Source organism: Streptomyces sp. NPDC037083 (genome assembly GCF_055606485.1).
This window is the reverse complement of record NZ_JBVJSQ010000001.1, coordinates 928,867-951,546: the sequence shown is the minus strand read 5'-3', so window position 1 is coordinate 951,546 and position 22,680 is coordinate 928,867. Positions and strand designations below refer to the sequence as shown.

Genomic DNA, 22,680 nt, shown 5'->3' with positions numbered 1-22,680 from the left:
TCCTTTCAGCCCCTGGGACGGCCGACGAAGTATCCGAGGCCGTTCACGAAGGACACCCCTGGATTCTCGATCACCCCGCCGCCGTCGTAGTAGAGCAGGTTACCGCTCCAGTCGATCACGGATTCAAGGTATCTGGCGTGGTTGATGTCGCCCTCCACCTCGCGTGCGTCCGCAGCCCAGGAGGGGTGCACATGCGAGACGATCACCTCGTTCCGTGTCAGTCGGAACACGGTGGCGGTCGGGGAGGTGCCCAGGATCGCGGACAGTTTGCCCGTCTTCATGTTCTGCACGACGCCGATCTCCATGTAGAGCGCCTGCGAGGCGTCGGCGAGCGCCTGGACGGGGGCACCGCTGCCGATCCCGATCCGGCCCTTGGGCCCCTTGCGCGCAAGGGCTGTCGCGATGCGGCGGGCCGAGCCGTTGAGCTGCTTGACGTCGGTGATCTCCCGAGAGGCGGGATCTGCCCGTACCGAGCGGGTCTGCGCGGTTCCGGTGGACGGTGCGTCCGGGGCAGCCGAGGAGGCCGACGAGGATTCCGCCGAGTCCTGGACGGAAGCCTTCTTCGGGGCCGCCGCGTTGGCACCGGCCGCGTTCTCCGAGGCCTCCTTCGTGGCGCTGCCCGCCGAAGCCGCGCCCTTGGGGCCCGTCGGGCCGGACTCGCCGGAAGGTTTGGCGCCCTTGCCTGCCGCGCTGGAGTCCTCCCGGGCCGTTTCCGAGAGCCCCTCGCCGCCCGGGCCGGGGCCGCAGTCACCCAGCATCGCGCCGCAGGTGGCGGCGAAGGCCGCGCCGGCGCCTTCGACGCAGGCCGGGCCGAGCAGTCCACCGGACTCGGCGGTGCAGGCCGAGGCCGCGACGACGACCACGACCACGACGACCACCACGACGATGACCGGTGCGGCCTTCTTCAGGTAGTGGCCGACGCAACCCCAGAATCCGTCGCAGCCGTCGTCGTCGCCCCCGCCGCCACCGCCGGAAGAGGTGGTGGTCGTGGTGGTGACGGTCGTGGTGGTGGTGGTCGAACCGCTGCCGCAGTCGATCACGCACTTGTTCATGTTCGGGTCGTTGTACCAGTCGTCCATGCCGCTGGCGTCGCTGCTGCTGGCCGGGTTGTCGGCCGCGTACGTGTACCCGCCCATCTGGTTGGGGTCGCCGGCCTGGAACACCGGGTCCGGGCTCAGGAAGCGTCCGGTGACGGCGTCGTAGTTGCGCGCGCCGAGCAGATTGAGGCCGGTGGTCTGGTCCAGGGGTTGGTTCAGGAATCCGCGGTTCTCGTCCGGCGCCACCCAGGAGGTGGGCTTCGGCCCCCGCGCGTTGCCGTACGGGTCGTAGTACCTGCGGGTGGCGAGCAGGCTTCCGGCGTCCACAGAAGTGGCCGACGTGCCCTGGGCGTTCGCGATCTGGTAGCTGACGGAGCCCCCGCTGGTACGGGTGATGGTCGTCCCGTCCGGGCCCTTGTAGTGGCGCAGACCGGTCCAGGTCTTCGCCGTGACGTTCAGGGTGATCTGCTCGGCGCCGCCGAACAGGTACAGGATGCGGGTCTTGTCGGCCCCGCCCGAGGCGCCGGTCTGCATGAGCAGTTGGCCGTCGGCGTCGTACAGGTACTTGCTGGTGTTGGCGGTGGTGCCGGAGGGAGTGGTCACCGAGGCGGTGTGGCCCTCGGGGTCGTAGGACAGGGTCTGGGTCTGGCCGGCCGGGACCGCGCCGGTCTCCGCCCCGTTCCACAGCTGTCCCGCTCCGCCACAGGCCGCAAGGGTCAGCTGCGCGCCCTTGGTGGCACTGGCCGCGGCGTCCGTCAGGCACATCGTGCTGTTGGCGTTGCTGACCAGGGTGCCGGTGGTCGTGGCCTTCCACTTCTGGGTGGCGTCGGCGCTGCAGGTGTCGATCACCGCCAGGGCGCCGGCCGCGGTGCCGTTGGACGCGGTGTCCAGGCACATGCCGAGCACCTTGACGGTGCCGTCCGTGCCGATGGTCCACTTCTGCGCCGTAGCGGTGCCCGAGCAGGTGTTGATCTGTACCTTGGTGCCCGCGGCGGCGGCGCCGCCGGCGGTCTGCGCGCACAGCTTGCCGCCGCCCGAGAGCGCGAAGCCGGTGCTCAGCGGGCCGGTGGTGGTGACCTTGCGGGTGATGGTGTTGCCGGCGTTCTTGTTGCCGTACGAGGGGTCCGCGTAGGAGTTGGTCCAGGTCGCGGTTCCCTCGCTGGGGTCGGCGTTGACCGTGGTGCCCGCCTGGTTGGGCAGCGCGGCCGAGACGGTCGCGTTCGTGCCGGTGTAGGCGATGGACTGGGTGGTGTCGGCGAGCGCGTTCCCGGCCGGGTCGTGGTCGACCATGCCGGTGCGGTCACCGAGCTGGTCGTAGGCGTACGTCTGCCAGTACGGCGCGGGGCCACCGACCGTGGTGGTCTTGATCTGGCCGCTGCTGGTGGTCTGCACGCGGCCGGTTGCGCAGCCGCCGACCGCGCCGACGGGCGCCGCGGACGGGGAGGTGATCCCGGCGGTGTCCGTCCAGGCCTGGGTCAGGCGCTGGAAGGAGTCATAAGTGAAGCACTGTGTGTCGTGGGTGGAGTTGTTCTGCAGGTCGTCGATGGCGGTGACCTCGCCGACCTGGTTGTAGCGGTAGTTGGCGACGTCGAGCGCGGTGGCCGAGGTCTGCGCCATGCTGCTGGTCTGGACGACCCGCCCGGTGGTGGTGTCGTACTGGGCGAAGGTGGCCAACTGCTTGCCCGTCGGGCCGTAGTTGGTCTGCTGGACGCGGCCGAAGGAGTCGTGGACGGTCGCGGACAGGTAGGCAGGGGTGTTGGCCGCGTTGATGTACCCGCCGAAGGTGTCCAGATTGCCCTGTTGGGTGTAGCCGTAGTCCACGTCCTCCATCGGCAGCTTGCCGTCGGCCTGGTAGTGGGTGGTGGACAGCAGGCCGATCGTGGGCGTGTAGTCCGCGGTCGCCTTGTACGTGACGGTCCCGCTCGCCGGGGCGGCGGTCTGGCCGGCTTCGGCGAAGCCGTCCGAAGCGGGGATGGTCAGGGTGTTTCCGAGCGGCTGGTAGGCGGTGTTGTAGCCGGTGACGGCCTTGGTGTACGCCTTGCCCGTCGAGCCGCCGACATAGCGGGTCGAGGAGGTCGGGTATCCCTTGACGATCGTGTCGTACACCCAGCTCGCCTGGAGCTTGGCCGGGTCCGGAGTGCTCTGCCAGGCGTCTTTGTACTCGCCTGTGCGGCGGTTGTTCCAGTCGTAAGTGAACGACAGGATCTGGCCGCGGGCGTCCGTGGTCTGGAGCAGGTTGCCGGCCACGTCGTACTTGTCGAAGCTGACCGTGCCCGTGTTGGGGTCGTTCTGCGTGAGCGGCTGGCCGAGCAGGTTGTAGCTGTAGGACCAGGTGTTGCCGGCGTTGTCCTTGACCGACTCGACCTGGCCGCCCGGCGTGTACGTGTACGTCGTGGCGGCGTCGGCCGACGGCACGGCGCCCGCCGTGCCCTGCTTCCACAGCGTCGTGCTGCCGTCGCTCGCGACCACTGCGACGGTGGAGTCGGCCCTCACCTGGAGGGTGGAGTCCCTCGATGCGGCCAGGCCGGTGGTCCACTTCACCGCGCCGGCCGTGGTGGAGACGGCGAGGTTTCCGTCCGTGCCGAACGTGGCGTAGGCGCCCGGGTTGCCCGCTGTCCCGCTGGACCACACGGTCTTGCCGGTGGCCAGCGCGCTGAGCACCAGGTTGCCGTCCGCCTGCATGGTCAGCCGTACGCTGTCGGAGGCGAGCGAGGTGCCGGAGGGGATCACGTCCCCGCCGTGCAGGGTCACGGTGGCGTCGGTGTTCTCGACCACGGAGCGCACGGTCTGCCCGAGCGCGTTGGTGAAGGCGGAGGTCGTGCGGCCGCCGGCCGGGGGCGTGCTGTCGGTCCGGTCGGCACCCGGGTAGGCGGTGGAGCTGTGCCACTGCTCGACGGCCTGGTGCCACAGGGTCGAGGTGACGGCCCGTCCCTGGCCGTCGTAGGCGGTGGTGCTCTCCGACGGGATCTGGTTCTCGTTCGCCGCGAAGAGCGTGCCGGAGGGCGCGGTGGTCGGCTCGTAGTAGGGGGCGTAGGAAGTGACGGGCCAGCCGTGCGAGTCGTAGAAGGTGTCGGCCACGATCCGGCCGGTGTCGCTGTCGCCCTGCGGAGTGCTCTGCGTCTGCCGCGGCTGGAGCATTCCGTCGTAGAGGGCGACGCTGACGTTGTAAGAGCCGTCCTCACGCAGCGTCTTGGTGGTGACGGAGGTGGGAGCACCAGGCTGGGTGACGGTGCCGCCGGGCGCCGCGACGGCGCCCGGGTTGACCGAGTAGGCGAAGATCCGGTCGGCGCTCTGGCCCGCGCCCTTGTCACGGCCGGGCAGCCAGACCGCGGTTCGGCGGCCGAGGGCGTCGTACGCGATCTCGGTCTTACGGCCGTTCGCGTCGACGTGCCGGGTCTCCAGCCCGCGCAGCGGCGACTGGGTGGAGGTGACCTTCCAGCCCTTGCTGTTGGTGGTGGTGACCGTGGTGGGGTCCGTGTTGTCGCCGGTGGAGCTCCACGGCGGGTCGTAGTCGGTGTGGGTGTTCTGGCCGGTGGCGTCGAGGGCGTCGGTGACCCGGCCGGCGCCGTCGTACTTCATGGCGGCCGAGGTCAGCCAGTTCTCGGTGGCGCCGGTGAACCCGGTGGCCATCTGCGTGGCGGTGGCGGTGGCACCGGCCGAGACCTCGCCGAAGGCGCCGAGACCGGTGAGGGTGCCGTCGCCCTTGTAGTAGATCTTCCGGTCCGACAGCAGGGTCGACGTTCCCACGGCGGTGCCGCAGGGGCCGTGCACGGAGGTGATCCGGTTCGGGTACGACAGCATCGTCGGGTTGCTCGTCGGTGCGGTCGCGTATGCCGTGGTCGTGCACTTCTCCTGGCTCGCGTCGGTCACGTCGCCGTGCGCGTCGACCGTGGAGACCCGGCCCTGGGCGTCGTAGGCGGTGTCGGTTCGGGTGTGGCGCCAGGTGCCGTCGGCGAGCTTCGCGTAGTCGTGGCTCTGCGTGTTCTTCATCCGGTATGCGGCCAGCGGCGGCAGAGCGGACAGGGCCGGCTTGGTCTCGCCGGGGTGGTCGGCCGCGTCCCAGCCGGACCAGGCGATCTGGGGGCTGCTGGCGGTCCCGGTGAAGGTGAAGGGCGCGTTGACGCTGGTGGCGGTGATGGTGCCGCCGGTCTCGGTGTAGACGTCCTTCTGCAGCTCGGTGCCCGCCAACTGGTCGGCGTCGGTGACTGTCTGCACGACCGAGCCGCCGACCTTGGCGGGCACGCTCACCGAGCGGCGAGTGCCGTTCGCCTTGTAGTCGCCGTCCATGCCCTGCAGATACGTGGAGACGGTCTGGGTGACCGGCTCGGGGGCTCGTCCGGTGCGGACGGTCACGGTGCGGAACCCGCGGAACTGGCCCCAGGTGCGGTACTGGTCGTCGGTGGAGGCGGAGTCGTCACGGTGCCAGGCGGCACCCGCGTAGCTGTACGTCGCCACGCGTGAGGCCGAGCCGGCCGGAGCGGCTGTGCCGTCGGGGCGGTAGGCGGAGGCGATGGTGAGATCGGAGGTGGTCACCGTGTGCACGGTGATCTTGTTGAACCAGTCCTCGATCGGCTTCGAGGCCCCCGGAACGCTCCAGTACACGGGGTAGCAGGAGTTGGTGTTGGAGTCCGCGTCGGCGAAGGAGAGACTCTTGCCCGCGCACGGGTCGAGGTTGTAGTCGACCGCGATCGACTCACCGGTCTCCGTCTGGATCGTGGAGATCCGCGGGTGGTACAGCGGAGGGGCCGAGGGCGACACGTCGTTGACGCGGTTGTCGATCTCGGTGCCCGTGAACGCCACCTTGTTCAAGGCGATGTCGCTGTTGCCGTTGGCGTAGGTGTCCTTGCCGGTGTGCTGGATCGTCTGCAGCCACATCACTGCTTGTAGGAACCCGGAGTTCTTGGGGTCCACCGAGGTACCGGTGACCGGGTCGACGGAGCCGCCGGCGTCGGAGAAGACGTGGCTGAGACGGTAGGAGTCGACCGGGATCAGCTTGTCGGTGCTGTTCGCGTCGTCCTTGACGTGGACGAGGGTGGTGATGGTGTCCAGGCGCGTGGTCGACCAGAAGGTCGGTCCCGCGATCACACAGACGTCCTTCGGGACGGTGGTGGACCCTTCGGGGATCGTGGTGCTGTCCGTCGCGTCGCAGTGCAGGTCCCACGGCACATCGGGCCAGTGCGGGGAGGTCTCGTCCTTGAGGTTGTCCGCGGAGCAGTCGGTGAAGGTCGCGGTCGGCTGGCAGCGCTGCGCGGAGTTGAAGACCACCTGTGCCGAAGGGTCCCGCTTGGCCCGGGCGTCGGCGAGCGTGTAGCCGTAACTGATCTTGTCGAGGGTGCCGCCCCGGACGTACGAGGTGAGGCTGCCGAAGTCGCCGTCGGGCGCCTGGCCGCCACCGAGGCTGTAGTAGTTGGTCTCGGTGGTGTAGTCGTACCGCTGGACCAGGCCGTTGGGCGAGACGACGAAGTCGAGGTTCCAGCGCCAGCCCTCGGGCTTGGCGCAACGGGAGGCCTTGCCCTTGGCCGAGTCGTAGCAGGGGTCGCCGCTCTGCGGATGGAAGACCGGCACGCCCCACGCGGAGTCGGTGCTGGTGTCGGTGGGGGTGCCCGACTGCGGGACGGCTGCGGCGCCCACCCCGGCTCGCCCTGCGGGCCACCGGGGAGGCGCTGGCCGCGGAAGCCGCCGGATCCCCCGGGACCACCGAGGCCGCCGCACGCTCCGGTCTGCGGATCGGGGACGTGGCCCGGCTGCTCGGGGTGCGGACGTCGGCGCTGCGGGTGTGGGAGGCGGCCGGTCTCATCGCCCCGCCGCGCGAGCGCGGGACGCGGTACCGCGTCTACGGGCCCGCCGAGGTGCGGGACGCGCGGATCGTGCACAGTCTGCGCCGCGGGCACTACCTGTTTGCGCAGATCCGGCCGGTGCTCGCGGAACTGCGCCGGGAGGGCGGCGGCGAGGCGGCGCTGCGGTCCGTGCTGGCGGCCCGCGGGGAGGCGCTGACGGCCCGCACCCGCGCGATGCTGGCGGGAGCGGGCCGTCTGCACGCCTACCTGGAGGTCGTCAGCGCAGGCGGGACGACGACAGGATCGACAGCAGGTGGGCCGGGACCATCAGCCAGGTGATGACGGCGACGGCGGCCAGCGCCCAACGGGTCGGGCCGACCGAGCCGGTGGCCGCGTCGGCGCACGCCACGACGAGCAGGACCAGGGACGCCTCGATGCCGTTGGTCACCCGGTGGATCTTGAACGCGGCGGCGAGCCGGCGCACCGAGGCGACGCCCTGTGAGCGCGGCGCGGCGGCCTCGTCGTCGGCGACCGCGAGCCCGCGCCGGGCCCGGGCCACGTCCACCAGGTCGGTCGACGCCTTCAGCAGCACGACGCCGAGCGCGGTCACCAGGCCGAGGGACACCCAGCCGTTGAAGCCCGCCCAGCCGCCGAGCCCCGACTGCGCGGCGCGGAAGCCGAAGCCGGTCATCAGCGCCGCGTCGGCGAGGTACGCGCCGAGCCGGTCGACGTAGATGCCGGTCGCGCTGTTCTGGCCCTTCCAGCGGGCGACCTCGCCGTCCACGCAGTCGAAGAGCAGGAAAAACTGCATCAGGAGGGCGGCGAGGACGGCCCCGGCGAGGCCCGGGATCAGCAGCGCGGCCCCGGACAGCACCCCGCACACCACCATCGTCCAGGTCAGCTGGTCCGGGGTGACCCGGGTGCGCACCAGCTGACGGGTGAACCGCAGGGAGACCCGCCGCATGTACAGCCGGCCCGCCCAGTGTTCGCCGTTGCGGCTCGCCAGCTTGGCCTGCGGCTGGCAGACCTCCCGCAGCTCCTCCAGCACCGGAGCAGCAACCATGAACGTTCCTCCTACGAGCCCACGACGACCGGGCCAGGCTACAGATCGTCCAAGTGGCCGCCACGGCGGGGCGGTTGGGTCCCGTCCGGGCGGGCGGCCGCCGTGCCTGCCGGCTGCTGCCCGCCCGGACGGGCCGGCCTCACTTCAGGTGTCGGTCCAGGAACCGGCACCCGTCCTCGAGCTCGAACCACGGGGTGCCGGTGTGCCCGCCCGGATTGGCGTGCAGCGTCTTCTCCTTGCTGCCGAAGGCGTCGAACAGGTCCAGGGCCCGCTGCCGGGGGTTCCCTTCGTCGTCCCACTGCAGCAGGAACAGCAGCGGAATGGTGACCTGCCGGGCCTCCTCGCGCTGGGCACGGGGCACGTATCCCCCGGCGAAGAAGCCCGCGGCCCTGATGCGCGGCTCGACCACCGCCAGCCGAATGCCGAGGGCGGTCCATCCCCCGGAGTACCCGACCGGGCCGCCGATCTCGGGCAGCTCGAGGAGGGCGTCCAGAGTGGTCCGCCATTCCGGGACCGCGTTTTCGACCAGCGGACCGATGAAGGACTCGAAGATCTCGTCGACCGGCTCGCCGGCCTGCATCGCCCGCCGGAGGTCGGCACGGGCCTGCTCGTCGGCGGCGGAACGGGGACGGTCACCGCACCCGGCGGCGTCGATGCCGGCCACCGCGTAGCCGCGCGCCGCGGTGTACCGGGCCCGGGCCACCAGCCGGGGGTCCGCCTTGGGCAGGCCGTTGTTGTGGGCCATCAGGATCAGCGGGGCCGGTGCGGCGGATTCAGGCGTCCACAGGGTGCCGGGGATCTCACCGAGGGTGAATTCGCGCTCGAGGACGCCGTCGTCGAGGCGCTGCTCGGAAGTGAACTGCATGGTCGTGCCTTTCGGGAGGGCTCAGGAACGGCGCTCCCGGACGACCTGTCGCCCGACCGTGACCCCGGAGGGGAGCACCCATGTCGATCCTGCGTTCACGGGTACCACCTCCTCGTTCTCTCGCACGGCCTCCGGGAAACTAGCAGTGGTCGCCGTGGTCCGCCAACGGGTTTTCACCGGGCCGGGCGGCCGGACGATGTTCCCCGAGGCCGGAGTGGTCCCGCATTGCCCCGCGCCGCCCGCGACAGGAGCATGAGGGCATGGACCTTCTGGATCGGGCGACGGCACGGACCTGGCTGGCCACGGCCCTCGGCGAGGCCCGGGCCGGTCTCGCCGAGGGCGGCATCCCGATCGGCGCCGCCCTGTACGGCGCGGACGGCACGCTCCTGGGCCGCGGCCACAACCGGCGCGTCCAGGACGACGACCCCTCCGTGCACGCCGAGACGGCGGCGTTCCGCGCGGCGGGCCGGCAACGGTCGTACCGCGGCACGACGATGGTCACGACCCTCTCGCCGTGCTGGTACTGCTCCGGCCTGGTCCGCCAGTTCGGCATCTCCCGGGTGGTCGTCGGAGAGGCGGCCACCTTCCACGGCGGCCACGACCGGCTGGCGGAAAACGGCGTGGACATCGTGCTCCTGGACGACGCCGAGTGCGTCGCGATGATGCGCGATTTCATCGAGAAGCATCCCGCACTCTGGAACGAGGACATCGGTGTCTGACCCCACTGCCGCCCCGGCCCCCCGCGTCCCCGCCGCTCCCCGGATCCCGACCGTCGACCTGCGACCCTGGCGGGACGGCGACCCCGAGGCCCGGGCCGCGATCGCCCGCACCGTCGACGAGGCCCTGCAGACCGCCGGGTTCCTCCTGGTCACCGGTCACGGCGTCGACCCCGGTCTGCGCCGCCGCATCCGGGAGGCCGCGCGGGAGTTCTTCACCCTCCCCGCCGCGGCCAAGCAGCCGTACGCGGCGAAGGTCGGCGGGCGCGGCTGGCTCGGGCCCGGCGCGGAGGCCAACGGCTACGCGGAGGGCACCGAGACGCCCCCCGACCTGAAGGAGTCCCTGACCTTCGCCACCCATGAGCCCTTGGACGACCCGGTCGTCAACGCCGAGTGGTACGCGCCGAACGTCTGGCCGGCGCAGACGCCGCGGCTCCGGGCGTTGTGCGAGGAGTACCTGGAGCGGATGGCCGGCCTGGAGAAGGAGCTGCTCGCCCTGCTCGGCGAGGCGCTCGGCCTCGAACCGGACTTCTTCTCCCGCCACATGGACCGTCCGACCTACGGCTTCAACATCAACTGGTATCCGGGGACTGAGGTCGTCGGCGAGCCGCAGCCCGGGCAGTTCCGCATCGGCCCGCACACCGACTTCGGGACGGTCACCATCCTCGACCGGCAGGCCGGAAAGGGCGGGCTCCAGGTCTGGACGGACGACGGCGGCTGGGAGGACGCGCCCTTCGACCCGGAGGCGTTCACCGTCAACGTCGGTGACCTGCTGGCGCGTTGGACCGGCGACCGCTGGCGCTCCGGCCGGCACCGGGTCCTCCCGCCCCCGGCCGAAGAGCCCGCCGAGGAGCTGATGTCCCTCGTCTACTTCGGCGAGTGCACCCCGGGCACGCTCGTGGAGTCCGTGCCCGCCCCGGTCGGCCGGGTGGCGTACGAACCGGTCGACTCGCATGTGTATCTGCGCCAGAAGCTGGACTCCATCACGGTGAACTGAGCACCGCGTAGTCGGCGACGGTACGGCGGTAGCGGCTGTGCCCGGTCTCCCGGGTGTGCCCGCGCTGCCACTCCTCGGCGTCGGCAGGGCTCGGCCGGGCTCCGGACCCGGCCGGGCACTCGGTGCACGACGTCTCGTACTCCGCCCCGGCCGAGGCGTCCGGCACGAGCGCGTACTCCCGCAGCCCCAGGAGGGGGGCGTGGTAGCGGAGTTGGTGGCGGCGGAGCAGGACGTCCGCGTCGGTCTCGGCGCTGCCGTCGTGACGGACGCGGGCGTCGTCGCGCAGGGCGGCCAGATCGGCGCAGGCCGCGCAGTCGCGGACGGGGGCCGGGGCGGCGGCGAGGGGCTCCGGCGGTCCCTGGAACGAGCGGGAGTTGGCCGCGCGGACGCCCGCGCTGAGGCGTTCGGCGGGGGTGGCCGGGCGCAGCGACTCGGGGCGGGCCTCCCACTCCCGGCCGCCGCCGACCGGCCGCAGCAGCGCGTACGGGCCCGCCTTGCCCTGGTACGCGCCGACGGTGTCCGACGCGGGATCGTAGACGACCGTTCCCGTTTCGAACTGGTTCTCGGTGCTTGCGGTCATGCGCGTCCGTGCCCTCTCCGTACCGACTTCGTGACTCTGGGTGTGTCGAGCGTCGCGTGCGGGCACGGTGCGTATCAATGTCCGGCGCGTGCCAATGGGCGCTTGTCACAGGGGGAGGGGCGACCATGACGACCAACGCCGCCCTGTTCGGAGAGCTGTTGCGCCACTTCCGCGAGGCGGCCCTGCTGACGCAGGAGGCGCTGGCGAGGGCGATCCCCTGCGACCGGTCGCTCGTGGCCCGGGTGGAGGCGGGAACACGGGTCCCGCAGGAGCCGTTCGCGAAGAAGTGCGACGAAGTCCTGGGCACGGGTGGGGCGTTGGGGCGGCTGTGGGGCCGGGTGGACTGGTATCCACAGGTGGAGCATCCGGACTGGTTCAGGCGTCGGGCGGAGATGGACGCGGAGGCGATCTCTCTGCAGGAGTACCAGGAGCGCGTGGTGCCAGGGCTGCTGCAGACCGAGGACTATGCCTGGGCGCTGTTCTCCCGTGTGCTGAGCCCCGCCGAGGCGGAGGAGCGCGTCCGGGCCCGACTCAGCAGGCAGCAGCGCTTCCTGGCCGACGGTGGTCCGCTCTACGTCGCTGTCCTGGACGAGAGTTGCCTGCGCACGGTGATCGGCGGAGCGGAGGTCATGCGTGAACAGTGCGCGCACCTTCTCAAGGTCGGGCAGCTCTCCAACGTCCGTGTCCAGGTGGCCCCCTCGGGGGAGCCGGGGCTCATCCGTCCCAACACGTCCATGTCGCTCATCAAGCTGCCCGATGGGCATGAGTGGGTGTACTCGGAATCCCTGGATCAGGGCCATTTCAACGACGATCCGGCTGCCTTCGCCCGCCATAACCGGACCTATCATGTGCTCAGGGCCGACGCGCCGTCAGCCGCCGAGTCCGCCGCTCTGATCAGCGACGCGATGGAAGGGTACGAGCACTATGAACAGGCACGAGCTCACCGCGACGACCTGGATCAAGAGCAGCTACAGCGGCGACAACGGCGGCAACTGCATCGAAGTCGCCCCCGGTTTCCCCGCCGTCGTCCCCGTCCGTGACAGCAAGGACCCCGACGGTCCGGTGATCGTCGTCGCGCGGAGCGCCTGGGCCGCGTTCGTGGACGCCGTCAGCCTTCCGTAGGCTCCTCGCCCGACTCACGGCGCTTGAGCTCCTCCTCGCGGCGGCGCAGGTCGGCCTCCCAGTCCTTGAGGAGCTTCTCGTCCTTCTTGTTCTCGTCCTTCAGGGACTTGAGGAACTCGGGATTGTCGTCCGGTGCGACGAACTGCGTGCGGTGGTTGCGGTGCCACTCCGACGGCGTGGAGCCGCCCGCCGACGCGTGCCGGACCTTCCCGGCCACCAGCCAGGCGATCGGACCGACGAGCACCTCGCCGAAGAGCAGAATGATGATCACCCAGACCACCTTCGGCAGCCCGCGCACCTCCTCCTCCGGGGTGTTCAGGCAGTCGATGAAGGCATAGATCCACAGTGCCAGGACCAGCAGGAACGGCAGATACCTGAGCATGGTGGCGGGTTCTCCCGGAAGACGGCGGCGGGGCGGGGCGGCCCCGGTGACGGGGTCAGGGTAGCGGGTGGCCGATACTGGGACACATGGCTTACGACGATCTTCGTTCCCTGCTCAGGGCACTGGAACGCGAAGGCGACCTCAAGCGCGTCAAGGCGGAGGTCGATCCGTATCTGGAGGTCGGGGAGATCGTCGACCGGGTCCAGAAGGCCGGCGGCCCCGCGTTGCTCTTCGAGAACGTGAAGGGCTCCAGCATGCCCCTCGCGATGAACGTGTTCGGCACCGACCGGCGGCTGCTGAAGGCCCTCGGGCTGAAGTCGTACGCCGAGATCAGCGAGAAGATCGGCGGCCTGCTGCGTCCCGAGCTGCCGCACGGCTTCGTGGGCGTGCGCGAGGCGTTCGGCAAGCTCGGCGCGATGACGCACGTGCCGCCGAAGAAGGTGAAGGCCCAGGACGCGCCCGTGCAGGAGGTCGTCCTGCACGGCGACGACGTCGATCTCGACGCCCTGCCCGCCCTCTTCACCTGGCCGCAGGACGGCGGCTCCTTCTTCAACCTGGGGCTCACCCACACCAAGGACCCCGAGAGCGGGATCCGCAACCTCGGCCTGTACCGCCTCCAGCGCCACGACAAGCGCACGATCGGCATGCACTGGCAGATCCACAAGGACAGCCGCAACCACTACCAGGTGGCCGCGCGCAAGGGCGAGAAGCTCCCCGTCGCGATCGCCTTCGGCTGCCCGCCCGCCGTCACCTACGCCTCCACCGCGCCGCTGCCCGGCGACATCGACGAGTACCTGTTCGCCGGGTTCCTCGCGGGCAAGCGGATCGAGATGGTCGACTGCAAGACGGTGCCGTTGCAGGTGCCGGCGCAGGCGGAGGTCGTGATCGAGGGCTGGCTGGAGCCGGGCGAGATGCTCCCTGAGGGCCCCTTCGGCGACCACACCGGCTTCTACACCCCGCAGGAGCCGTTCCCCGCGCTGAAGATCGACTGCGTGACGATGCGGAAGCGGCCGCTGCTGCAGTCCATCGTGGTGGGCAGGCCGCCCACCGAGGACGGCCCCCTCGGCCGGGCCACGGAGCGGTTCTTTCTGCCGCTGCTCAAGATCATCGTCCCGGACATCGTCGACTACCACCTGCCCGAGGCCGGCGGCTTCCACAACTGTGCGATCGTCTCGATCGACAAGAAGTACCCCAAGCACGCGCAGAAGGTCATGCACGCGATCTGGGGCGCGCACATGATGTCGCTGACCAAGCTGATCGTCGTCGTCGACTCCGACTGCGACGTCCACGACCTGCACGAGGTCGCGTGGCGGGCGCTCGGCAACACCGACTACGCCCGCGACCTGTCGGTCGTCGAGGGCCCGGTCGACCACCTCGACCACGCCTCCTACCAGCAGTTCTGGGGCGGCAAGGCGGGCATCGACGCCACGAAGAAGTGGCCCGAGGAGGGCTACACACGCGACGGCGGCTGGCCGGAGATGGTCCTGTCCGACCCGCAGACGGCGGCGAAGGTCGACCGCCGCTGGAAGGAGTACGGCCTGTGAGCTCAGCTTCCGCAGCGCTCCCGCAGCCGGGGCGCACCAAGGCGTTCCTGCGCCTGGTGATGATCGAGCACTCGGTGTTCGCGCTGCCCTTCGCCTACATCGCCGCGCTGACCGCGATGTTCCGGACGGACGGGAACATCCACTGGGGCAGGCTGCTGCTGGTCACCGTCTGCATGGTGGGCCTGCGCACCTTCGCCATGGCGGTCAACCGGATCATCGACCGCGAGATCGACGCCCGCAACCCGCGCACCGCGCACCGCGAGCTGGTGACGGGCGCGATGTCGGTGAAGCACGCCTGGACCGGCGCGCTGATCGCCGTCGCCGTCTTCCTCGGCTCGGCGGCCATGCTCAACCCGCTCTGCCTGGCGCTGGCCCCCGTCGCGGTGATCCCGATGGTGGTCTACCCCTACGGCAAGCGGTTCACGAACTTCCCGCAGGCCATCCTGGGCCTGGCCCAGGCGATGGGCCCGATCGGCGGCTGGCTGGCGATCACCGGCGAGTGGTCCTGGGACGCGGTCGTCCTCGGTCTCGCGGTCGGCGTCTGGATCGGCGGCTTCGACCTGATCTACGCCTGCCAGGACGTCGAGACCGACCGCGAGATCGGCGTCATGTCGGTCCCGGCCCGGTTCGGCATCCCGGCGGCGATCCGAGGCGCGCGCGTCTGCCACGCCGTGACGACCGCGCTGTTCGTCTGGTACGCGGTGGCCACCGGCGCCGGCGCGTTCTTCTGGCTGGGGCTGTTGATCGTCGCGGGCGCGTTCGTGTACGAGCACTCGATCGTGCGCCCCCATGACCTGTCCCGCCTGAACAGGGCGTTCTTCTCCGTCAACGGCTTCATCGGGATCGCCCTGTTCGTGTGCGCGCTGCTGGATCTCCTGGTCCGGGGTCTCACCGTCTGAACACCGTGCGGCCTGCCGAGCCGACCGTCGGCTCTCCGCTCGGCAGGCTCGTGATGCCGACCGCACGCCTCCCCGTCGATCCGAACGCGCCCGGCCGGTCCTGAAGACCCTCTCGCCCACCGGTACGCTCAAGGTGTGAACGCAGGAGAAACGCAGCGCGTGCCTTGGATCGTGGGGGTGTCCGGGGCGTCCGGTACGCCCTATGCCGCCGCCGTGCTGCGGGCGCTGCTCGCCGGGGGCGAGAGCGTCGACCTGGTGGTCAGCCGGGCCTCGCGGCTCACGCTGCTCGACGAGACCGGGATCTCCTTCCGGGACGCGCACTGGCGGGACGACCTGCGGGAATGGCTTGCGCGCGGGGCCGACGGCAAGCCGCACACCTTCGACGTGGACGTCACCGGCGACCGGGTGCGGCACTGGGCCGCGGGAGATCTCGCCGCCGGACCGTCCTCCGGCTCGTACCCCGTGAAGGGGATGCTGATCGTCCCGGCCTCGACCGCCTGCGTCGCGGGCGTCGCCCTCGGGCTCTCCAAGGACCTCCTGCAGCGGGCGGCGAGCGTGACGCTCAAGGAGCGCCGGACCCTCGTGGTCGCCGTACGGGAGACCCCGCTGAGCGGGCAGACCCTGCGTCATCTGGTCGCGCTGGACGACGCCGGCGCGAGCGTCGTGCCCGCCTCCCCGGCCTTCTACGCGGGAGCCACCCACATCCAGGACCTGGTCGACTTCGTCGCCGGACGCGTCCTCGACGCGGCGGGCGTCGCGCACGGGCTCTACCGCCGGTGGGACGGCGAGCTGGGCGGCGCGACCGGAACCAGGGCCACATGAGCGCCATCTGAGTACGTCGCAGTACCTCTCAACTCTTCAGGAACTCTGATCGGAAGGCTTCGATTCCCATGGACGCGGTGGACAGGCAGCTCATCCAGGCCCTGAGGGAGAACGGCCGGGCCTCCTACGCGGAGCTGGGACGCCTCGTCGGCCTGTCGGGACCCAGCGTCACCGACCGCATCAACCGGCTGGAGGCGGCCGGCGTCATCACCGGCTACCGCGCCACGGTGAACGCCGCCCAGCTCGGCCTCGGCGTCATCGCCCTCATCGGCATCTCGCTCTCCGACGCCGCCGACCACGAGGACGTGGCGGCCCGGCTCAAGGACCTGAGCGAGATCGAGGACTGCTGGTTCATCGCCGGCGACGACTCGTTCATGCTCAAGGTGCGGGCGACGGACGTCGACGGTCTGGAGAAGATCATCCGTCGGCTCAGCGGCACCAAGGGCGTCTCCCGGACCCGTACCACCATCGTGCTCTCCACCAAGTGGGAGAACCGCGTCGGAGAGCTGCCGGAAGAGGTGTAGCGGCGGGGACGTACGGTTGGTCGGGTCGTCAGGGAAGTCGTCAGCAAAGCCGTCGGGAAACCGTCGGCAGGTCGTCGGTGAAAGGTGTGGGCATGGACGTCGGGCTCAAGCGCGAGCTGGAGGAGAAGGTCAGGGCCGGTGAGCGGCTGACCCGTGAGGACGGCGTCGCGCTCTACGAGTCGGACGACCTGGCCTGGCTGGGCGGCCTGGCGCACGAGGTGCGGACGCGCAAGAACGGCGACGTCGTGCACTTCAACGTCAACCGTCACCTCAACATGACGAACGTGTGCACCGCGTCCTGCGCCTACTGCTCCTTCCAGCGCAAGCCGGGGGAGAAGGACGCGTACACCATGCGCATCGAGGAGGCGGTGAAGCTCGCCAAGGCCATGGAGGGCGAGAACCTCACCGAGCTGCACATCGTCAACGGCCTGCACCCGAACCTGCCGTGGCGCTACTACCCGCGTTCGCTGCGTGAGCTGAAGGCGGCCCTGCCGAACGTCTCGCTCAAGGCGTTCACGGCGACGGAGATCCACCACTTCGAGACGATCAGCGGGCTCACCGCCTCGGAGATCCTGGACGAGCTGATCGACGCGGGCCTGGAGTCGCTGACCGGCGGCGGCGCGGAGATCTTCGACTGGGAGGTCCGGCAGCACATCGTGGACCACCGCACCCACTGGGAGGACTGGTCCCGCATCCACCGGCTGGCGCACGAGAAGGGGCTCAAGACCCCGTGCACCATGCTGTACGGCCACATCGAGGAGCCCCGCCACCGCGTCGACCACGTGCTGCGGCTGCGCGAGCTGCAGGACGAGACGAACGGCTTCCAGGTCTTCATCCCGCTGCGCTACCAGCACGACTTCGTGGACGTGAAGGACGGCAAGGTCCGCAACCGGCTCCAGGCGCGCACCCAGATGGCGACGGGCGCGGAGGCCCTGAAGACCTTCGCGGTCTCCCGGCTGCTGTTCGACAACGTCCCGCACGTCAAGGTCTTCTGGGTCATGCACGGCGTCCAGACCGCGCAGCTGGCGCTCCAGCACGGCGCGGACGACATGGACGGCTCGGTCGTCGAGTACAAGATCACGCACGACGCCGACAACTACGGCACCCCGAACAAGCTCACCCGCGAGGACCTGCTGGACCTCATCCGGGACGCGGGCTTCCGCCCGGTGGAGCGCAACACGCGGTACGAGATCATCCGCGAGTACGACGGACCGGACCCGGCCCGCCGGGAGTCGCCGCAGCCGATGCGGGTGTGACCGCGGCCCACGGGACGGGCGGCGGCCCGGGGGCGCGGGGAACTGCGCGACGGGCCGCCACGCACCCGCAGCCGACCTGGGACCGGGCCCTCGTGGCGGGTACTCGGACCCATGGCGACCATCCGAGCGTCTGAGGACGCGTACACCGCAGAACCGTTCGTTCCCCAGGGGTCCGGCCTCGCCGGCCTGCGCAGGGCGGCGGCCGACTGCCGGGGCTGCCCCCTGCACAGGGCCGCCACGCAGACCGTGTTCGGCGCGGGAAGCGCGGACGCCCGTCTGATGCTCGTCGGAGAGCAGCCCGGCGACCAGGAGGACCGGCAGGGCCGGCCCTTCGTCGGGCCCGCCGGCCGGCTGCTGGACCGGGCGTTGGCCGAGGCGGGCATCGACCCGCGCGAGGCGTACGTGACCAACGCGGTCAAGCACTTCAAGTTCACCCGGGCCGAGCCCCGCAAGCGCCGGATCCACAAAGCGCCCAGCCTGCGCGAGACGGCCGCGTGCGCGCCCTGGCTCGCCGCCGAGCTGGCGGTCGTCGAACCCGAGTTGATCGTGGTGCTGGGGGCGACGGCCGGGAAGGCGCTGCTCGGGTCCTCGTTCCGGGTGGGCCAGGTGCGCGGCACGGTGCTGGAGGAGGAGATCCACGGCCGGCCGCGGCGGCTGGTGCCGACCGTCCATCCGTCCTCGGTCCTGCGCGCCGACGACCGGGAGGACGCCTACCGGGGCCTCGTCCACGATCTGAAAACAGCGGCGCGCCTCCTCTCGTAAGGGTTAGCATCCTTGCGTGTCCCTTACTTTCACTCTCGATCCCGCTGTCGGCCCCGCCCTGCGCGACGGCATCCTCGACCTGTGGACGGACGCCTCCAACGCGGGCGGAGCCATCGGCTTCGTGCCGCCGGTGGAGCGCGAGACCGTCCGGCCGGAGCTGGTCAAGCACCTCGCGGCGATGGCCGAGGGCCGGCACCGGCTGATCGTCGGACAGGACGCGGCCGGCGAGGTGGTCGCGGCGGCGTTCTTCGCCTTCAACACCCACCGCCTGCAGAAGCACTGGGTCTGGCTCTACACGGTGATGGTGCACCCCCGCCACCAGGGCCGGGGGCATGGGCGCGACCTGCTGGCGGCCGCCGCCGACGCGGCCCGAGCCTTCGAGGGCATCGACGCCATCCGCCTCTCCTGCCGCGGCGGACTCGGACTGGAGCACTTCTACGGCTCCTGCGGCTACAAGGAGGTCGGCCGGATTCCCGGGGCCGTCCGGGTGGCCCCGGGCGACGACCGCGACGACGTCATCATGCTGCTGCCGCTGCGCTGACGCCCGCGGGGGCGGCTGCAAGATCGGGAGCCGAGCGTGCTTCACTGGACGACGGCCCCTTATGGAATCGGAAGAGTGGATTGACATGCTCCGCTACACACTGATGCGTCTCGGTGTCTTCGCCGGCTGCCTCGTGGTCGTCTGGGGCCTCGTCTACTCGGGCGTCGTCCCGCGCGGCCTCGGCGACTCCAACCTCATGTGGATCCTGCTGCTGTCGCTGGTGATCTCCGCGCCGATCAGCTTCGTGGTGCTGCGCAAGGAGCGCGACCGCGCCTCGGCGACGGTCGTCCAGCGGGTGGACCGCATGAAGGCCAACCTGGAGGCCAACCGGTCCCAGGAGGACGCCACGGTCGACGAGACCACGCGCCCCCAGGGCCAGGCGCAGACCTCCTAGAACGCTCCAGCAACACTCCAGGGACCCGTCCTCCCCGTCGAGCGGGGCGGGGTTCGCTCCGCCCTGGCTACGCTGTGCCCATGGGTGCCGTGAAGACCAAGCGGATGCCGCGTGCGGTCCGTGAGCAGCAGATGCTGGACGCCGCCGTGGAGACCTTCGGCCGCCGGGGGTACATGGCCGCGTCGATGGACGAGATCGCCGAACTCGCGGGCGTCTCCAAGCCGTTGGTGTACCTCTACCTGAACTCCAAGGAAGACCTCTTCACCGCCTGCATCCGGCGCGAGGCCAAGGCGCTCGTCGAGGCGGTCCGCGCCGGCGTCCGCACGGACCTGCCCGCGGACCGCCAACTCTGGGAGGGACTGCGGGCGTTCTTCGCGCACACCGCGCAACACCCGCACGCCTGGTCCGTCCTGCATCTCCAGGCCCGCACGCACGGCGAGCCCTTCGCCGCCGAAGTCGCGGCGATGCGCGAGGAGATCGTCGCGTTCGTGACGCAGCTGATCGTGGTCGCCGCCAGGGAGGCCCTCCCGCCCCCCCCGGCTTCGCTCGTGCGGGGGGACGTCCACGGATCCCGATCTGCCCGAGCGTGAGGTCGCCGGTCTCGCCGAGGCCCTGGTGGGAGCCGCCGAGGCCCTCGCCGCCTGGGCCAACGCCACCGCGGGCGTCACCTCCCGGCAGGCGGCGGCGACGCTGATGAACTTCGCCTGGTCGGGCCTCGGCGACCTGATGAACGGCCGCCCCTGGTCCCCTCCGGCGGACTGACCCGCCGGACCCGCCGGACCCGCCGGACCGCCGGACCCGCCGGACCGGGCGGACCGGGCGGACCGGGCGGGCCTCGGGGCCCCGGTGCGGGAAACGGACTCGGCGCGGCCCCACGGCCCCGGTGCGGGAGGCGGCGGGACAGGATCACAGCCGCACGGCCGTGCGGATCAGCCCAGGCGATGTGCGTGACGACGGGGGGCGCGTCGGTCAGGGGGACGGCGGTGTGCTCGGCCCACAGCCAGGCGCGGGCGGACTCGGGGACCACGGAGCCGGTCCTAGGCTGGCAGCGGGCCGGCCGTCGTTGAGGGCGGCGCGCTCGTCATCGCTGAGGGTTGCGGGGTGGTGGGTGAGCCGGCCGCCGGCGACCCGTCGCACGTCCGGCAGCAAGAAACGCCGCCGAAATCAGTGCCCCAGTCCGCCTACCGCAGCCGCCGTCTCCCGCACCGCCGGGCGCTCACGAGCATGTGGCCGAGAACCACAAGCAGGCCCCGTCCGGAACCTGTCGAGGTTCCGGGTCCTTCTCGGTGGTAGCGGGGACAGGATTTGAACCTGCGACCTCTGGGTTATGAGCCCAGCGAGCTACCGAGCTGCTCCACCCCGCGTCGATGCCCCCACCGTACGGCACCCCGAGCCCGGGTTTCGCCACGTTTTCCTCTCCGCTCGGTGCGGACAGCCCCGCCCGGGGTCGAGCAGCGCCCGGTCGCCGCACCGCACATCGCCGCACTGCTGACGCTGGGGGGTCTCAGTGACCGACTCGGGGCGCATTCGTGCAGGCCTTCGTCGACGGCTGGGGAGGTAGTTCGCGCCGGGCCACGTCACTCCCCCAGGGCCACTCGCCGTTCGTCCCGCTCCTCTTATGTCAGGTCGGGGTAGGTGATGGTGAAGTCGTCCACGGGCGTGGACTGGTTTGCGGCGTATTCGGCGCGGGCTTGCCGGTCTGCGTCGGTGACCTCTGGGTGCTCGGGGGGTGTCCGGGGTGCGCGCCAGAGCTGGATGAGGTGGTGTTCGCCGTGGTCGCCGATGCCGGGTTCAGGGTCGTCGGCGTGGCAGTACAGGCGCATGCGCACCCATTCGCCGCTGTGAATCTTCTGCATGCGTCGTTCCGAGGGGCGAAAGTTTCAGGACATTTGCGCTTTAAGTGCTGGAGCGGATGATCAACACAGGGTTAGGTTTTCCACCGCCCCCGGCACAGAAGCCCGGGGGTACGGGCACTGCCACTTCCGACGCACACGGTTTCCAGGCCATCAGTGCACCGGTGGGCAGCGCCCGCACCGTCTTACCCAAAGGACCACGATAGTGAATCGTCGCCATATCCGCATGGGTGCGATCTCGGCCCTGGCCGCCCTCACTCTCGGCGTCGCCGGCACCACGGCAGCGCAGGCAACGCCCAGCGTGCGACGGCCCCTACCGCCTCCGTCGCGGAGAACTTCGACCCGGCATTCGAGCTCTCCTCGCCCGAAGCCTGGGCCGACTACCTCGCCACCCCCGAAGGCCAGGAGCTGTTGCAGGAGGAAGGCCTCACCAAGCAGGAAGTGGTCTCCGCCGCCAGCGCTGACGGTGTCGCCGCCAAGGGCTTCCTGGACAGATTGAAGAAGAAGGCGCTGAAGAAGGCCTTCAAGGCGCTGCCTGACTCCTGGCAGAAGAAGATGACCGACTGGGCGAAGAAGGGCACGGGCTACTTCAAGGGGAAGTGGGACTCCCTTCCCGGTTGGGTGAAGAAGGCCCTGACTCTGGGCGGTGCGATCTCCGTCAAGACCGCCATCGAGTGGATCATCGACCTCGTCCTGTGACGTCCCTGATCACCCGATGAGGTCCCTCCCTCCCAGGGGCTGAGAAACACCCATGTGCGCCCCACGGTCGTTCCCCCTGCCGTGGGGCGCACGTCCATGCCGACACCTACCACGCCGCGGAGGCACCCCTATGACCCAAACCGGTAGCCCTGAGCAGGTACGGGAGTTCAGCCCGGCTCAGTACATCGCCCCCTACCTGCTGCTCATCATCGGCAACGCCGGGACGCAAAACGCGCCCTTGAGCGAGCGGCCCGTGCTGTTCTGGGTCTTCACCGCTACCGCTGCGCTCGGCGCCCTCTCCGCCGTCGTACGTCTCAAGCGCATGTGGATCACTCACCAGCGCCGCATCTTGCCGGCATGGACCCGCTTCCTCGGACTGCTCCTCGCCCTGTACGGCCTGTACGTCGCTTACCGCGTCCTAGCGGCCATCACCGGATAGATCGAACCCGCGTGACGAGATCAGGCAATTCTCTCTGCAGGCCAGGCGTGTGTGGTCGTCGACGGCGGACAGGACGTAGTGGAAGCCCATGGAGCAGCGGGTGGCGCGGCCGGCCTGGCGGCTCAGCACCTTGTGGCCGCCCGTCGGGGGCTCGACGAATGGGCCTACCTGCGGCCCTACACGAGCAACACCGAACGCACCGACGCCCGGGCAGACTTCTTGCACACCTACAACCACCATCGCTGCCACACCGCACTCGGCGGCCAGCTCCCCCATCGAACCGTTTTTCTCAACGAACCGAGTCATTCGGGCTTCTGTCTCACCGAACCCGGTCGCGCGGTTGAGTGCACTGATCGCATAGTTCTGTTCATGCCGCCATGGCACCGGAAATTCCCAGCTCAGAGCCTC

General features: G+C 70.5%; 20 protein-coding genes, 1 tRNA gene and 5 pseudogenes. 17 read left to right on the top strand and 9 right to left on the bottom strand.

Annotation, left to right across the window (positions count from 1 at the left end; translation table 11 throughout):
• Positions 1-5: 5 nt before the first annotated feature.
• Positions 6-6,668 (bottom strand): ricin-type beta-trefoil lectin domain protein, encoded by a 6,663-nt coding sequence (locus ACZ7DE_RS04385; RefSeq protein WP_470757724.1) that lies wholly within the window; start codon positions 6,666-6,668, stop codon positions 6-8.
• Between the two features lie 2 nt (positions 6,669-6,670).
• Between ACZ7DE_RS04385 and ACZ7DE_RS04380 the strand changes: the two are divergent.
• Positions 6,671-7,153: pseudogene (locus tag ACZ7DE_RS04380) on the top strand (MerR family transcriptional regulator); the annotation flags it as partial.
• Here ACZ7DE_RS04380 and ACZ7DE_RS04375 read toward each other — a convergent pair.
• Together ACZ7DE_RS04375 and ACZ7DE_RS04370 are read right to left on the bottom strand one after the other, a co-directional pair.
• Positions 7,092-7,877: a CDP-alcohol phosphatidyltransferase family protein gene (locus ACZ7DE_RS04375; RefSeq protein ID WP_470757722.1), complete on the bottom strand. Its 786-nt coding sequence runs from the start codon at positions 7,875-7,877 to the stop codon at positions 7,092-7,094. The pseudogene ACZ7DE_RS04380 and the gene ACZ7DE_RS04375 sit on opposite strands and share 62 nt — an antisense overlap.
• Before the next feature lie 139 nt (positions 7,878-8,016).
• Positions 8,017-8,742, bottom strand: a complete 726-nt coding sequence (locus ACZ7DE_RS04370; RefSeq protein WP_470757720.1) for a dienelactone hydrolase family protein — start codon at positions 8,740-8,742, stop codon at positions 8,017-8,019.
• A gap of 260 nt (positions 8,743-9,002) precedes the next feature.
• On the opposite strand from ACZ7DE_RS04370, the gene ACZ7DE_RS04365 reads away from it, so the two are divergent.
• Both ACZ7DE_RS04365 and ACZ7DE_RS04360 read left to right on the top strand, forming a co-directional pair.
• Positions 9,003-9,461: a nucleoside deaminase gene (locus ACZ7DE_RS04365; RefSeq protein WP_470757718.1), complete on the top strand. Its 459-nt coding sequence runs from the start codon at positions 9,003-9,005 to the stop codon at positions 9,459-9,461.
• Positions 9,454-10,455, top strand: coding sequence for an isopenicillin N synthase family dioxygenase (locus tag ACZ7DE_RS04360; protein ID WP_470757716.1), 1,002 nt, complete (start codon positions 9,454-9,456; stop codon positions 10,453-10,455). Before ACZ7DE_RS04365 ends, ACZ7DE_RS04360 begins: the two co-directional genes overlap by 8 nt.
• On the opposite strand, the gene ACZ7DE_RS04355 is transcribed toward ACZ7DE_RS04360, so the two are convergent.
• The gene (locus ACZ7DE_RS04355; RefSeq protein WP_470757714.1) at positions 10,442-11,035 is read right to left on the bottom strand and encodes a DUF7848 domain-containing protein; all 594 of its coding nucleotides are present in this window, start codon (positions 11,033-11,035) and stop codon (positions 10,442-10,444) included. The two genes, ACZ7DE_RS04360 and ACZ7DE_RS04355, sit on opposite strands and share 14 nt — an antisense overlap.
• Positions 11,036-11,160: 125 nt before the next feature.
• On the opposite strand from ACZ7DE_RS04355, the gene ACZ7DE_RS04350 reads away from it, so the two are divergent.
• Positions 11,161-12,075 carry a helix-turn-helix domain-containing protein gene (locus tag ACZ7DE_RS04350; protein WP_470757712.1) on the top strand — a complete coding sequence of 305 codons (915 nt, stop codon included), beginning with the start codon at positions 11,161-11,163 and terminating at the stop codon, positions 12,073-12,075.
• Complete coding sequence (locus ACZ7DE_RS04345) at positions 12,032-12,157, top strand: DUF397 domain-containing protein (protein WP_470758000.1); 126 nt, start codon at positions 12,032-12,034, stop codon at positions 12,155-12,157. The genes ACZ7DE_RS04350 and ACZ7DE_RS04345 overlap by 44 nt, the downstream gene beginning before the upstream one ends.
• Here ACZ7DE_RS04345 and ACZ7DE_RS04340 read toward each other — a convergent pair.
• Positions 12,144-12,539: a PLD nuclease N-terminal domain-containing protein gene (locus tag ACZ7DE_RS04340; RefSeq protein ID WP_470757709.1), complete on the bottom strand. Its 396-nt coding sequence runs from the start codon at positions 12,537-12,539 to the stop codon at positions 12,144-12,146. The genes ACZ7DE_RS04345 and ACZ7DE_RS04340 overlap by 14 nt on opposite strands.
• Before the next feature lie 86 nt (positions 12,540-12,625).
• Between ACZ7DE_RS04340 and ACZ7DE_RS04335 the strand changes: the two genes are divergently transcribed.
• The 9 genes and pseudogenes from ACZ7DE_RS04335 (at position 12,626) to ACZ7DE_RS04295 (ending at position 20,043) form a co-directional block, all read left to right on the top strand.
• On the top strand, positions 12,626-14,083 hold the full coding sequence (locus tag ACZ7DE_RS04335) for a menaquinone biosynthesis decarboxylase (protein ID WP_470757707.1): 1,458 nt from the start codon (positions 12,626-12,628) through the stop codon (positions 14,081-14,083).
• Positions 14,080-14,982, top strand: a complete 903-nt coding sequence (gene mqnP / locus ACZ7DE_RS04330; protein ID WP_470757705.1) for a menaquinone biosynthesis prenyltransferase MqnP — start codon at positions 14,080-14,082, stop codon at positions 14,980-14,982. Before ACZ7DE_RS04335 ends, mqnP begins: the two co-directional genes overlap by 4 nt.
• A 159-nt stretch (positions 14,983-15,141) precedes the next feature.
• Positions 15,142-15,804, top strand: coding sequence for a UbiX family flavin prenyltransferase (locus ACZ7DE_RS04325; protein WP_470757703.1), 663 nt, complete (start codon positions 15,142-15,144; stop codon positions 15,802-15,804).
• Between the two features lie 68 nt (positions 15,805-15,872).
• Positions 15,873-16,328, top strand: coding sequence for an Lrp/AsnC family transcriptional regulator (locus tag ACZ7DE_RS04320; RefSeq protein WP_057583651.1), 456 nt, complete (start codon positions 15,873-15,875; stop codon positions 16,326-16,328).
• A gap of 92 nt (positions 16,329-16,420) precedes the next feature.
• On the top strand, positions 16,421-17,584 hold the full coding sequence (mqnE, locus tag ACZ7DE_RS04315; RefSeq protein ID WP_470757701.1) for an aminofutalosine synthase MqnE: 1,164 nt from the start codon (positions 16,421-16,423) through the stop codon (positions 17,582-17,584).
• 111 nt (positions 17,585-17,695) lie between these two features.
• A complete protein-coding gene (locus ACZ7DE_RS04310) occupies positions 17,696-18,346 on the top strand; it encodes a UdgX family uracil-DNA binding protein (RefSeq protein WP_470757699.1) in 651 nt (216 codons plus the stop codon).
• 16 nt (positions 18,347-18,362) lie between these two features.
• Positions 18,363-18,887 carry a GNAT family N-acetyltransferase gene (locus ACZ7DE_RS04305; RefSeq protein ID WP_470757697.1) on the top strand — a complete coding sequence of 175 codons (525 nt, stop codon included), beginning with the start codon at positions 18,363-18,365 and terminating at the stop codon, positions 18,885-18,887.
• A gap of 85 nt (positions 18,888-18,972) precedes the next feature.
• On the top strand, positions 18,973-19,281 hold the full coding sequence (locus tag ACZ7DE_RS04300) for a DUF4229 domain-containing protein (RefSeq protein WP_470757695.1): 309 nt from the start codon (positions 18,973-18,975) through the stop codon (positions 19,279-19,281).
• An 80-nt stretch (positions 19,282-19,361) separates the two neighbouring features.
• Positions 19,362-20,043 (top strand): annotated as a pseudogene (locus tag ACZ7DE_RS04295) (TetR/AcrR family transcriptional regulator).
• A 142-nt stretch (positions 20,044-20,185) separates the two neighbouring features.
• Here ACZ7DE_RS04295 and ACZ7DE_RS04290 read toward each other — a convergent pair.
• The 3 genes and pseudogenes from ACZ7DE_RS04290 to ACZ7DE_RS04280 form a co-directional block, all read right to left on the bottom strand.
• Positions 20,186-20,320 (bottom strand): annotated as a pseudogene (locus ACZ7DE_RS04290) (LysR family transcriptional regulator); the annotation flags it as partial.
• A gap of 248 nt (positions 20,321-20,568) precedes the next feature.
• Positions 20,569-20,645 (bottom strand) — tRNA-Met (locus ACZ7DE_RS04285).
• Between the two features lie 252 nt (positions 20,646-20,897).
• Positions 20,898-21,137, bottom strand: a complete 240-nt coding sequence (locus ACZ7DE_RS04280) for a hypothetical protein (protein WP_470757693.1) — start codon at positions 21,135-21,137, stop codon at positions 20,898-20,900.
• A gap of 408 nt (positions 21,138-21,545) precedes the next feature.
• Between ACZ7DE_RS04280 and ACZ7DE_RS04275 the strand changes: the two genes are divergently transcribed.
• Positions 21,546-21,833 (top strand): hypothetical protein, encoded by a 288-nt coding sequence (locus tag ACZ7DE_RS04275; RefSeq protein ID WP_470757691.1) that lies wholly within the window; start codon positions 21,546-21,548, stop codon positions 21,831-21,833.
• 130 nt (positions 21,834-21,963) lie between these two features.
• Positions 21,964-22,272, top strand: coding sequence for a hypothetical protein (locus ACZ7DE_RS04270; protein WP_470757689.1), 309 nt, complete (start codon positions 21,964-21,966; stop codon positions 22,270-22,272).
• Positions 22,273-22,302: 30 nt separating this feature from the next.
• On the opposite strand, the pseudogene ACZ7DE_RS04265 reads toward ACZ7DE_RS04270, so the two are convergent.
• Positions 22,303-22,422: pseudogene (locus tag ACZ7DE_RS04265) on the bottom strand (IS481 family transposase); the annotation flags it as partial.
• Positions 22,423-22,425: 3 nt separating this feature from the next.
• On the opposite strand from ACZ7DE_RS04265, the pseudogene ACZ7DE_RS04260 reads away from it, so the two are divergent.
• A pseudogene (locus ACZ7DE_RS04260) lies at positions 22,426-22,545 on the top strand (IS481 family transposase); the annotation flags it as partial.
• Positions 22,546-22,680 lie beyond the last annotated feature (135 nt).